Origin of the sequence: Streptomyces sp. Edi2, from assembly GCF_040253635.1 — a bacterium.
GTDB lineage: Bacteria > Actinomycetota > Actinomycetes > Streptomycetales > Streptomycetaceae > Streptomyces.
The window spans coordinates 5728335-5739877 of sequence record NZ_JBEJGX010000003.1 but is presented as its reverse complement, the minus strand read 5'-3'; the positions used below and the strand labels follow the sequence as shown (position 1 = coordinate 5739877).

General features: G+C 69.9%; 12 protein-coding genes and 1 pseudogene. 6 read left to right on the top strand and 7 right to left on the bottom strand.

Annotated features, from left to right (window positions below; genetic code table 11):
• Positions 1-124 precede the first annotated feature (124 nt).
• Both ABR737_RS28740 and ABR737_RS28735 read left to right on the top strand, forming a co-directional pair.
• Positions 125-679 (top strand): VanZ family protein, encoded by a 555-nt coding sequence (locus ABR737_RS28740; protein ID WP_502964389.1) that lies wholly within the window; start codon positions 125-127, stop codon positions 677-679.
• A 45-nt stretch (positions 680-724) separates the two neighbouring features.
• The gene (locus ABR737_RS28735) at positions 725-934 is read left to right on the top strand and encodes a PspC domain-containing protein (RefSeq protein WP_030087060.1); all 210 of its coding nucleotides are present in this window, start codon (positions 725-727) and stop codon (positions 932-934) included.
• Between the two features lie 107 nt (positions 935-1041).
• On the opposite strand, the gene ABR737_RS28730 is transcribed toward ABR737_RS28735, so the two are convergent.
• Together ABR737_RS28730 and ABR737_RS28725 are read right to left on the bottom strand one after the other, a co-directional pair.
• Positions 1042-1320: a hypothetical protein gene (locus ABR737_RS28730; protein WP_350253402.1), complete on the bottom strand. Its 279-nt coding sequence runs from the start codon at positions 1318-1320 to the stop codon at positions 1042-1044.
• Positions 1321-1462: 142 nt separating this feature from the next.
• Positions 1463-2623 carry an adenosine deaminase gene (locus tag ABR737_RS28725; RefSeq protein WP_350253400.1) on the bottom strand — a complete coding sequence of 387 codons (1161 nt, stop codon included), beginning with the start codon at positions 2621-2623 and terminating at the stop codon, positions 1463-1465.
• A 103-nt stretch (positions 2624-2726) separates the two neighbouring features.
• Here ABR737_RS28725 and ABR737_RS28720 point away from each other — a divergent pair, with 103 nt between their 5' ends.
• Positions 2727-3545, top strand: coding sequence for an alpha/beta fold hydrolase (locus ABR737_RS28720; RefSeq protein ID WP_350253399.1), 819 nt, complete (start codon positions 2727-2729; stop codon positions 3543-3545).
• A 134-nt stretch (positions 3546-3679) separates the two neighbouring features.
• Here ABR737_RS28720 and ABR737_RS28715 read toward each other — a convergent pair whose 3' ends face one another.
• Positions 3680-4696, bottom strand: a complete 1017-nt coding sequence (locus ABR737_RS28715; RefSeq protein ID WP_350253397.1) for a LysR family transcriptional regulator — start codon at positions 4694-4696, stop codon at positions 3680-3682.
• A gap of 62 nt (positions 4697-4758) precedes the next feature.
• Between ABR737_RS28715 and ABR737_RS28710 the strand changes: the two genes are divergently transcribed.
• Positions 4759-6078 carry an MFS transporter gene (locus tag ABR737_RS28710; protein ID WP_350253396.1) on the top strand — a complete coding sequence of 440 codons (1320 nt, stop codon included), beginning with the start codon at positions 4759-4761 and terminating at the stop codon, positions 6076-6078.
• A 73-nt stretch (positions 6079-6151) separates the two neighbouring features.
• On the opposite strand, the gene ABR737_RS28705 is transcribed toward ABR737_RS28710, so the two are convergent.
• Both ABR737_RS28705 and ABR737_RS28700 read right to left on the bottom strand, forming a co-directional pair.
• Positions 6152-6745, bottom strand: coding sequence for a Uma2 family endonuclease (locus ABR737_RS28705; protein WP_350253394.1), 594 nt, complete (start codon positions 6743-6745; stop codon positions 6152-6154).
• Between the two features lie 96 nt (positions 6746-6841).
• Positions 6842-8119, bottom strand: coding sequence for a thymidine phosphorylase (locus tag ABR737_RS28700; protein ID WP_350253393.1), 1278 nt, complete (start codon positions 8117-8119; stop codon positions 6842-6844).
• 210 nt (positions 8120-8329) lie between these two features.
• Here ABR737_RS28700 and ABR737_RS28695 point away from each other — a divergent pair, with 210 nt between their 5' ends.
• Positions 8330-8884, top strand: coding sequence for a hypothetical protein (locus ABR737_RS28695; RefSeq protein WP_350253391.1), 555 nt, complete (start codon positions 8330-8332; stop codon positions 8882-8884).
• The gene (locus ABR737_RS28690) at positions 8871-9188 is read left to right on the top strand and encodes a transcriptional regulator (protein ID WP_350253389.1); all 318 of its coding nucleotides are present in this window, start codon (positions 8871-8873) and stop codon (positions 9186-9188) included. The genes ABR737_RS28695 and ABR737_RS28690 overlap by 14 nt, the downstream gene beginning before the upstream one ends.
• Positions 9189-9364: 176 nt before the next feature.
• On the opposite strand, the pseudogene ABR737_RS28685 reads toward ABR737_RS28690, so the two are convergent.
• Positions 9365-10162: pseudogene (locus ABR737_RS28685) on the bottom strand (methyltransferase domain-containing protein); the annotation flags it as partial.
• Between the two features lie 43 nt (positions 10163-10205).
• Positions 10206-11528, bottom strand: a complete 1323-nt coding sequence (locus ABR737_RS28680; protein ID WP_350253387.1) for an RNA-guided endonuclease InsQ/TnpB family protein — start codon at positions 11526-11528, stop codon at positions 10206-10208.
• Between the last annotated feature and the right edge of the window lie 15 nt (positions 11529-11543).

Genomic DNA, 11543 nt, shown 5'->3' with positions numbered 1-11543 from the left:
TGACCGGTCGAGGGAAGACGGGTCACCACGACGGGTCCGACGCTGCTGACACGGCCGATCGGGCGGCTCAAGACGGGCGCAACTGGGCGGAACCGCAGCCCCCACTCCCCGCGTCCTGGCCTGTGTGCAGCCTCATGGCCCCGGCACCACCGCCGCTCCCCGTATGCGCGTCACCGGACTTCTCCTCCTCGTGGCGCATTTGTCGACCGTCGCCTGGCTGACACTGCGTTCCCGCACGGTGCCGTGGGTGCCGGCCGCGAATCTCGAACCACTGGCGACGATCCGTGCCGAGCTGGCGCGCGGCTGGTCGTGGGACGTCGTCCAGCATCTGGGCGGCTCGGTGCTGTTGCTGGCGCCCCTGGGGGTGCTGCTGCCCCTCTCCGCGGGCCGCCTGAACGTTTCGCCACTGGTGTCCCTGACCCGTACCGCTTTCGCCGGAGCGATGATCGCGCTGGCCATCGAGCTGCTGCAGTCAGGGGTGCCCGGCCGGGTCCCGGACATCGACTCGGTGCTGCTGGGCACCTTCGGGGTGGCCGTGGTGCACCTGGCGGTCGTCCCCGGGGCGCGCTGCCGGCTGCGCCGCCGCCATGGGCATCTCGGGGATGCAACCCCGACAATCCCCAGGGTTGGACTGGCCCCGAAGGCTGATGCTCTCTCCGGCAGCCGGACCTACCTTTGAGACATCGGGGCAAACGCCCCACCGAGTCGCAAAGGAGCCGTCCTCATGGCCGCCGCACTGGTCCGCCCCCGCAACAACCGAATGATCGCCGGAGTGTGCGCGGGCCTGGCCCGTCGCTTCGGTACGACCCCGACGACGATGCGCGTGCTCTTCGTGGTGTCGTGTCTGCTTCCCGGCCCTCAGTTCCTGCTCTATCTGGCGCTGTGGATACTCCTCCCCTCGGAGGAGAAGGCCACCGGCGCCGCCGCCTGGTGACCGGCCCGTACGGCCGCACATGACGATGCCCCGGCCGTACGCACCAGGGCGTACGGCTGGGGCACGGCGCGGTACCCGGCCCCCGGGGGGCCGGGCCGCGTCCGGCGTCAGCCGCCGAGGAGGCTTCCGGGCTGCAGGCCGCCCAGCAGCTTGTTGCCCTGGGAGTTCATCTTGGTCTTGACGTTCTTGACGTTCTTGCCGGCCGGCTTGGCCTTGGTGAGACCGGAGACGGTCTTGGCGGCGTCCTTCACCGGCAGGCTCTTCAGCACCCCGGTGGTGTCGGAGGTGCCGATCGCCGGGGCGGCGCTGGCGACGCCCGCGGCGGTGACGGCGAAGGCGGCACCGAGCGCGACGGTACCGAGAGTCTTGATGGTTCCCTGCTTCATCGAATTACGTCCTCGTGATGGGGGCTTGACCGGCCAATCAACCTACTGATGCGGCAACCGGCGCCGCAAACAGCCACGAGGAAAGAAAAAACGGCCGGTGGACATTCCACCGGCCGTTGCGCTATAAGCTCGCGCTAGCTCCTCACGCAGAGTCAGAAGCACTGTTCACAGGGCCAGTTGAGCCCTGGGGACGGAACAGCCATTCGGCCCGCAATTCCGCGTAACCGGGCTTGATGACGTCATTGATCATGCCCAGACGTTCATCGAAAGGAATGAACGCTGATTTCATCGCATTGACTGTAAACCACTGCATGTCATCGAGCGTGTATCGGAAGGTCTTGACCAGGTGCTCGAATTCCCGGGACATGTCCGTGCCGCTCATCAGCCGGTTGTCGGTGTTGACCGTGAGCCGGAACTGCAGTCGGCGCAACAGGCCGATGGGGTGCTCCGCATAGGAGGGGGCGGCCCCGGTCTGCAGGTTGGAGCTCGGGCACATCTCCAGCGGGATGCGCTTGTCCCGGACGTACGAGGCGAGCCGGCCGAGCTTGACCGAGCCGTCGTCGGCGACCTCGATGTCGTCGATGATCCGGACACCGTGGCCGAGGCGGTCGGCGCCGCACCACTGCAGGGCCTGCCAGATGGACGGCAGACCGAAGGCCTCACCGGCGTGGATGGTGAAGTGGTTGTTCTCCCGCTTGAGGTACTCGAACGCGTCGAGGTGGCGGGTGGGCGGGTAACCGGCCTCCGCACCCGCGATGTCGAAGCCGACGACGCCGGTGTCCCGGTAGCGGTTGGCGAGTTCGGCGATCTCCAGGGCGCGGGCGGCGTGCCGCATCGCGGTGAGCAGGGCGCCGACGCGGATGCGGTGGCCCTTCTCGCGGGCCCGCCGCTCGCCCTCACGGAAGCCCTCGTTGACCGCCTCGACGACCTCTTCGAGGGTCAGCCCCTGTTCGAGGTGCTGCTCGGGCGCGTACCTGACCTCGGCATAGACCACACCGTCCGCGGCAAGGTCTTCGGCGCACTCGGCGGCCACCCGGGCCAGTGCGTCACGGGTCTGCATGACGGCGCAGGTGTGCGCGAAGGTCTCCAGGTAGCGCTCGAGCGAGCCGGAGTCGGCGGCCTCACGGAACCAGACCCCGAGCTTCTCCGGGTCGGTCTCGGGCAGGCCCTCGTAGCCGGTCTCACGGGCCAGGTCGACGATCGTGGCCGGCCGGAGCCCGCCGTCGAGGTGGTCGTGGAGCAGCACCTTGGGGGCACGGAGGATCTGTTCACTGGTCGGGAGTGTGGTGGTCTCGCTCGTCATCTCGGCACTCTAGCCCCTACGCGCGTAGAACTCATCGAACGATACGTAACAGTGACCCGTCCACGGGGTGGCGGGCACGCCACCTTCTGTCATCGTTCTGCACATGGCTCAGCAAGCACTGCCGGTGCGCGAGGCCCGGCTGGGAAAACCGCTGGGAACGGCCGGCAAGGAAGGGGCGCGCGAGGCGTTCCGGTGGCGGGGTAGCGGCGGTCGGGGCACCGGCCGGGAGGTGAGCGGGGTCGCTCTTTTACTGCCCGGAGGCGGACCGACCGGGGTGCGGCGTCCGTCGCCGGTAGCGGCGCTGGCGGTGCGTCCCCTGGCTGCCCGGCTGGCGAAGGCGGGGCGCCCCGAGGGCCTGACGGCCCATGTCGTCCGCTACCGCTGCAGCGGCTGGAACGGACCCGACGCCCACCCGGCACGGGATGCCACCTGGGCCCTGGAGGAGGTGGTCCGCCGCTACGGCGACGTCCCGGTCTGCCTCGTCGGCACGGGCATGGGCGCCCGCGCCGCCCTGCACGCCGCGGGCCACCCCGCCGTCAACTCCGTGATGGCGCTGGCCCCTTGGCTGCCCGACCCCGGCCGGAGCGACGAGCGGCCCGATCCGGTGAAACAGCTCATCGGCCGGCAGGTCCTGCTGGTCCACGGCACCAACGACGAACGCACCGACCCCGATCTCTCCTACCGCTACGCCGAGCGCGCCAAGAAGGTCAACCGCGACACCTGCCGTTTCGAGGTGCACTCCGACGGCCACTCCCTGCACCAGCACCGCGCCGAAGTTCTCTCCCTGGCCGCCGACTTCATGCTCGGCTCCCTCTTCGCCCGCGACTACGCCCGCCCCGTGAAGGACGCCCTGGCCGCACCCCCGCCGCTGGGCCTGCGCATGCCACTGGCCGCGGGGTTCGGGGCGTCGTTGCGGCATTGAGGGACCGAGGGAGTGAGGCACCGAAGGACTACGAGTCTGCGGCGCCGAGGAGAGGGAGCGAGGAGAGGGGGCGAGGCCGGACCGGGGTGAGGATGAGGGAGTGAAGCGGTAAGGCACTGGCGCACCGGTGCCCCTCACCTGGGCAGCAGCTTCCCCCGCCGGCTCAGCAGGAACTTCTTGAATTCGGCGACCGGCGGGGTGTCGGGCTGCCCGTCCAGCCAGGCGACGCCGATCTCGCGGACCGCGCGCGGGGCCGTCACCGTCAGCTCGGCGACTCCGGGGCGCGGTACGGCGGGCGGCGGCAGCAGCGCCACGCCGAGGCCTGCCGCGACCAGGCCGCGCAGCGTCTCGGCCTCCTCCCCCTCGAAGGCGATCCGCGGGGTGAAGCCCGCCTCGGCGCACAGCGCGTCGGTGATCCGGCGCAGCCCGTAGCCGGGTTCGAGGGTGACGAACAGCTCGCCGGAGGCCTCGGCGAGCCGGACCCGCTTCCGGCCGGCCAGCGCATGGTCGTCCGGGACGACCAGACGCAGCTTCTGCTCGTCGAGCCGGCGGGCGACCAGGTCCGGGTAGTCCGGGACCGGCGAGGTCAGGCACAGATCGAGGCCGCCGGCGCGCATCCGCTCGATCATGGCCTCGCCGTAGTTCTGGACGAGCTGGAAACGGACGCGCGGGTGGTCGGCACGGAAGCTCCGGATCAGGCCGGGCACGGTCTCCGAGCCCAGGGTGTGCAGAAAGCCGAAGGCCACCTTCCCGGCGGCGGGGTCGACATCGGCCCGTACGGACTCCGTGGCCCGCTCCAGATCCGTCAACGCGCGCTCGGTGGAGGCGAGGAAGGCCCGGCCGGCCGTGGTGAGGGAGAGGGTGCGGCCATGGCGGGCGAAGAGGGCGACGCCGAGGTCGTCCTCCAGGCGGACGAGGGCACGGCTGAGCGTCGGCTGCGGCATGCCGAGCTCCAGCGCGGCGCGGGTGACGTGTTCGTGCCGGGCGACGGCGGTGAACTGGGCGAGCCGCGGGGCAAGGACCACCGCCCAGGAATCGCCCCCGAGCTCGGCCGCCTCCCCCGTTTCCGCACCGGCCCGCGGTGCTCCGGCAACATCTTTTCTGTTGCGACCTTGCAACAGCGGCCCTTGCGAGCTGGGATCATGTGTCACAGCATCGATTATGGCGTTTCCATGCATTGGACGCATGAAACGCGGCGGCCTACCTTCGAAGCATGCCTCCCGCTGATACCGGGGCGTCCGTCACCGACCGTGCGGCCGCCTCTCCCTCGTCGTCCACTGACACTTCTCTTTCCGCCACCGCCCCCGACCCCGAGTCGGACAAGCTGCGGCCGGGCGGCCCCGGCTACCGCCGGATGAGCTTTGCCCTCTTCGCCGCCGGAGTGGCGACCTTCGCCCTCCTCTACTCCACGCAGGCGCTGCTGCCCGCGATCTCCACCGACCTCGGGGTCAGCCCGGACCAGGCGAGCTGGACCGTGTCCGCGGCTACCTTCGGCCTGGCGCTCGGAGTGATCCCGCTGAGCGCGGTCTCCGAGCGCTTCGGGCGACGCACGGTCATGACGGTGTCCCTCTCGGTCGCCGCGCTGATCGCCATGCTGGTCCCGTTCGCCCCGTCGCTCGGTGCGCTGATCGCGCTGCGCGGCATCCAGGGTGTGGCGCTGGCCGGACTGCCGGCGTCGGCGATGGCCTTTCTGGCCGAGGAGGTGCGCGCCAAGGCGCTGGTGGCGGCCATCGGACTGTTCGTGGCGGGCAACAGCATCGGCGGCATGTCCGGCCGGATCGTGACCGGCTGGGTCGCCCAGGCGTGGGGCTGGCGGGCCGCGCTGGCCGCGGTGGGTGTGCTCGCCGTGGTGTGTGCGGTGACGTTCCGGCTGCTGGTCCCCAAGGCCCGGCACTTCGCGCCCCGTTCGGTGGGCCCGCGGGCGTTGGCCCGTACGCTCGGCGGCCACCTGGCCGACCCGCTGCTGCGCCGCCTCTACGCCATCGGCGGACTGTTCATGACGGTCTTCGGCGCGGTCTACACGGTCATCGGCTACCGCCTGGTCTCCGAACCGTTCAACCTCCCGCAGGGCATCGTCGGTTCGATCTTCGTGATCTACCTGGTCGGCACGGTCTCCTCGGCCGCGGCCGGCAAGCTGGTCGCCCGCACGGGCCGCCGCGGCGCCCTCTACCTGGCCGTCGGCACCACCTCCACGGGCCTGCTGCTCTCCCTTTCCGACTCCGTCTACGCGGTGCTGGCGGGCCTGGTCCTGATCACCGCGGGCTTCTTCGCGGGCCATGCGGTCGCCTCGTCCTCGGTCAGCCGCACCGCCAAGACGGCGCGCGCCCAGGCGTCGGCGCTGTACCAGTGCGCCTACTACGTCGGCAGCAGCCTGGGCGGCGCCCTCGGCGCCGCCGCCTTCCACGCCGTCGGCTGGGAGGGCACCGTCCTCCTGGGCCTGGCCGCGATGGTCGGCGCCGCCTCGATCACCCTCTACGCCACCCGCAAGGCCGTGGCCGAACGCCGCCTCCTCCACCTGGAGAAGGCCGCGTAACCGCCGCCCCTCAGACCGAAGGGCCCGTCCCTCCACCTGTCCTGGTGGGGCGGGCCCTTCGTCGTCAGCTCCCTCAGCCGGCGGGGAAGAGTGCCGTGTCGACGGTGACCTCGAACGGCTCGGGGAGGTGCATCTCGTCGCCGTACTTCATGGTCTCGAGCACACGGTACAAACCACCCGCCGGCTCTCCGTACAGCGTTGCGGTCGGCTTTCCGGAGTGCCAGGGATCCAAGAGCAGGTACAAGGGGACACCGGCCGCCGCATAGCCGTTCAGTTTCTCGATGCGATCATGATTCGCGTTGGAACGAGAGGTGATCTCGACGATGAGCTGAGCCACATCAGCCGTCCGGCGCTCACCTGGACGCGGCAGCAGCTTCTTGGGGATGACGGCCAGGTCGGGAACGAACAGCCCGTGTTTGCCGGGAACGGTCAGCCCCTGGGTCTGGTAGATCCCCCAGTCCCGCGGGATGACGGTGTACAGCAGCCGCTGAAGCTCGTCCGCGGTGTCGTTGTGGTCGCTCTCCGGCGGTGGTGCCACGGTGACGATCCCCTCGATGATCTCCACCTTGCAGCCCTCCGGAGCGTTGGTCCGCTCCCAGATCCTCAGCGCCTCTTCCCAGCCTGATTCATCGGCTGGGTGGGGGCGCTCAGCGATGACTGCTGCCATGGCGGTCTCCTCTATCGGTACGTCACCGATCCAGCATGCCGAACGGGACCGGTGATGGTCCACCGATCCCGTTCACCCGAATGGGAAAGCCCCAGGTCAGGAGATACGTTCCAGCACCACAGGGGTGGCGGCGAAGGCCGCGTCCTCCGGGCCGACGAGGACGCCGCCGTCCAGGGCCTCCAGGGCGTAGGGGAACTTCTCGGGGGTGTCGGTGTGCAGGGTCAGCAGGGGCTGGCCGGCGGTGACCGTGTCGCCCGGCTTGGCGTGCATCTCGACGCCCGCGCCTGCCTGGACCGGGTCCTCCTTGCGGGCGCGGCCGGCGCCCAGGCGCCAGGCGGCGAGGCCGACGGCGTAGGCGTCGAGCGTGGTGAGGGTGCCGGAGGAGGACGCGGTGACGACATGCTGTTCGCGGGCCACCGGGAGGGCCGCGTCGGGGTCGCCGCCCTGGGCGCTGATCATGCGGCGCCAGTGGTCCATGGCGGAGCCGTCGGCGAGCGCCTTGGCCGGGTCGGCGTCCTTGAGCCCGGCCGCGTCGAGCATTTCGCGGGCGAGGGCGAGGGTCAGCTCGACGACGTCCTGGGGGCCGCCGCCGGCCAGTACCTCGACGGATTCGCGGACTTCGAGGGCGTTCCCGGCGGTCAGGCCGAGCGGGGTGGCCATGTCGGTGAGCAGCGCGACCGTCTTCACGCCGTGGTCCGTGCCCAACTCCACCATCGTGGCGGCCAGTTCGCGGGCGTTGGCGAGGTCCTTCATGAAGGCGCCGGAGCCGACCTTGACGTCCAGGACGAGGGAGCCGGTGCCCTCGGCGATCTTCTTGGACATGATGGAGGAGGCGATCAGCGGGATGGCCTCGACGGTGCCGGTGACGTCGCGGAGTGCGTAGAGCTTCTTGTCGGCGGGGGCCAGGCCGTCGCCGGCGGCGCAGATGACGGAGCCGACGTCGCGCAGGACGTCCAGCATTTCGGCGTTGGAGATGCTCGCGCGCCAGCCGGGGATCGCTTCGAGCTTGTCGAGGGTGCCGCCGGTGTGGCCGAGCCCCCGGCCGGAGAGCTGCGGGACGGCCGCGCCGCAGGCGGCGACGAGCGGGGCGAGCGGCAGCGTGATCTTGTCGCCGACGCCGCCCGTGGAGTGCTTGTCGGCAGTGGGGCGGGGCAGGGACGAGAAGTCCATCCGCTCACCGGAGGCGATCATCGCGGCCGTCCAGCGAGCGATCTCCGTGCGGTTCATTCCGTTGAGGAAGATGGCCATCGCGAGGGACGACATCTGCTCGTGGGCGACCTCGCCGCGGGTGTAGGCGTCGATGACCCAGTCGATCTGATCGGGGGTCAGCTCACCGCGGTCGCGCTTGGTACGGATGACGGAGATGACGTCCATGGAGGGTTCCTTTCGAACGGATGGGTCCGTTCTACACGCATAGACGGCGGGGTGGCCAGGGAGGGCGGGGGCGGAGGCCGGGACCGGACCGGGGGCGGAGAAGGATCCGGCGCATCTGACACCCCGTTGACGAATCGGGTGCGGGAAACTAGTTTCTTCTCAGGAAACTGATTCCACCGAGGCAACAGAGCCCCCTTCGAGGAGACAGTCATGTCATCAACGTCATCGCCGTCCGGTCCCGGCGACCCCCGCCCCTCGGCAGCCGAGGCGGCCCGGGCGCTCAGGGACATGGACCGGCACCGGGACCAGGCGCACGACTCGGCCACCAACTCCCGGTGGGTGTCGGTCCTGTTCGGCGTCGTGCTCGGCGCGGGCTTCGCAGCCCCCGACTTCGTCGGACAGGAAGCGGCCGGTTGGACCTCACCGGCCATCGCGATACTCACCGTCGGCTATGTCGCGCTGCTCAACACACGCAGCGGCTCGGCAATGCTGGGCCAGCCCGTCCGGCCGCGCAGGGAGGACATCTCCGCGCCGTTCCGCCGCTACGCACTGCTGACGCTGCTTGCCGTCGTCCTGGCCGGCGTCGCCCTCCAACTGCTGCAACCGGACTGGCACCTCGACGTGCCGTACTGGCGGACCGCGGTGGGTGTGGTGGGCGGCGGCGCCCTGGCCGTGTTCGGGCCGCGCTGGCAGCGGGCGCTGCTCAAGGTCGCCGTACGCAGCGGCAGTCGCACAGGAAGCAGCACCGTCGATGGCACGCGCTGACTTCGATCCCGTACTCCTTGACCCCACCCGGCTGACGATCGTCTCGCTGCTCGCGAGCGTGCAGTGGGCCGAGTTCGGCTGGGTAAAGGAGTCGGCGGGGCTGTCCCCCTCCGCCCTGTCCAAGCAGATCAGTACGCTGCAGTCGCACGGATACGTCGAGGTGCGCAAGGGGTACGTCGGCAACCGCCCCCGCACCTGGGTGAATCTCAGCGACGGCGGGCGGGCGGCACTGGAGGCGCATGCGGCGGCCCTGCAGCAGATCGTCGAGGAGTCACGGCGTACGGCGGGCGGGGACGAGAGCTAACCCCCTGGCGGGGGTTGCCTTGAGCGGGAACTCGCCTGGCCTTCTCCGCCGCGCACTTCCTGCGGGCCACCTCCGCGCGCTTTGGACCGGGGGCGGGACTCGCCGACGGCTTCCAGAATCCAGGAGGAGTGCTCGTCCCCGGGGAGCAGCACATCGGCCCTGTCGCCGGTTCATGGCTATGCCGTCCAGCGATGCTCCTGGCCGTTCGGTGATGTGTAGGTCACGGTCTGCCCAGCGGGGCTGGCCTCGATACCGAACCACTCACGTCGTGGCCGGTTGAGTCGCCGCCAAAGCTGGTGTGCGTCTTCGACCGGTGCCCACAGATCGCGCGGTCCGGTGGAGCTCACCAGCGGCGTCGCCTCGGGCATGTCCTCGATGCGGGTGGCCGAGCCGTCCACAGGGTCGTGCAACGTCGTGATGTGACGGCCGTCCTCGCTCCGGCCGTAGGTACGGTGGAGGCTGCGCGGCATGTGAAGCTGAGCGAAGAACGAGAACGTCCAGTCATCCAGCACACGCCCGGAGAGCGCCGCCTCACGCGATGGGCTGTCGGGGATCTCGGGTACCTTCACATCGGCTTCGCTACCGCTCTTGAGCGGCATGAAGGCGGCAGGCGTAGGGAGAATGCGCCCGGCCGCCGTGCCGTCCGGCAGCTTCGTGAGCCGGGCGATCATTCCCCCGGCGAGCGTGCCCTTGAGAGGCACGACGAGGATGCCGCCGATACGGCATCGCTCCAGCCACAAGGGCGGCACGCGGCGTACCGAGGCCGTGGCGATGATGCGGTCGTACGTCGCCTCGGGCGGGACATCCCGTGCGCCGTCGCCGTGGATCACGAGCGGGTCGAAGCCGACGCCGCTGAGCCGCTCGCGGGCCAGGGTCGTGAGGGTGCCGGAGCGATCCATGGTGGTGACGTGCTTGTCACCGGCGAGGTGGCAGAGCATCGCGGCGTTGTAGCCACTACCGGCCCCTGCTTCTTGAAGTGCTCTCCTCCCTTCGCAAGCTCAGGAAGGAGATTCCCGTCTACCTTGCGGTGGCGGGCTTGACGCCGCGAGTGCGCCTGACGACTGCCCTCCCGGCAGCCGGGATCGCCACGTGGCCGATCCGGTACAGGTACAAGACGTTGCGGGCTCCGTTGTGGTCGGCGTTGCCGGTCCATCCGCAGTCGGGGTTCTTGCACACGAACCGAGCCTGCGTTTCCCGGCTGCCGGGCGTGAGGAAGCCACACGCGGAGCAGCGCTGGGAGGTGTAGGGCGCGGGAACCTTGACCAGCGCTCCGCCCTGGCGGGCGGTCTTGTACGTCAGCATGGTCACGGTGCGGCCCCATGCCTCTTGGAGGCTGGAGCGGTTGAGACCAGACTTCTGCTTGACGTTCTTACCGGGGTTCTCGACGGTGCCCTTCGCGGACTTGGTCATGTTCGTGATGTGCAGGTCTTCCACCACGATCACGCTGTACCGCTCGGCGAGGGTCGTGGTGGTCTTGTGCTGCCAGTCGATGCTGCGGCGCGTGGCTTTTGCGCGCAGTGCTCGGATCTGGTCGTAGGTGCGGTGCAGGCGTCGAGAGGTCTTCTCCTTCGGCTTGCGGAAGGTCTTGCGGTGCGCGGCGCGCTGTTCCAGGCGGAGCAGCTTGGCCTTCTCGTCGGGGTTCAGCCACTTGTCCCGGTCGCAGGTGCCGTCGGGGAGGCGGGGCGGGCGTCCGTGGTCGTGGTGGTTGCCGTCGGAGAGCGCCACGGGGATGTTGACGCCCATGTCGATGCCGGCCTCCGGCCCCGAGTGGGGTTCGGGGGTGCGGTCCAGGATGGTGATCCGGAAGGCGATGTGCCAGCCCAGGCCGTCCTTGACCAGACGGGCTCCGGTGATCCGGTTGTCGCTGTCTGCCTGCTTGCCGACGGGCAGGTCTTTGGTCCAGCGGAAGCGAACACGTCCGACCTTGGGAATGTTGACCATGCCCCATCGGCGGTGGACCCGCTTGATCTGGAGGTCGCGGCCCTGGGGGATGCCCATGGACATCACCGGCCGGAACCGGCCCTTGAAGTTCGGCTCCTCGGCGCGGCCGTCCCAGCAGTTCTTCCAGGATTGGAAGTACGTCTTGAGGACCGCCTGAGCGCCCTGCGCCGGAAGTACGGCGAGGAAGTCGATGTCCTTGCGGGCCTGGCGGATCGCCGCGTCCGCAGCGGCCAGAGACCGCTTCTCCTTCGGCATCATCTGCCACCACGCGTGCAGGCAGTTCCACATGGTACGGGCCGCGTGCGCCTGATCGTCCATGGCCCGGAGCTCGGCAGGCGACAGCGCCAGACGGGCTCGATGCCCGAACTTCCGCTTGACCAGGCCAAGTTCCGAGTTCACGCGATCACTCTATCA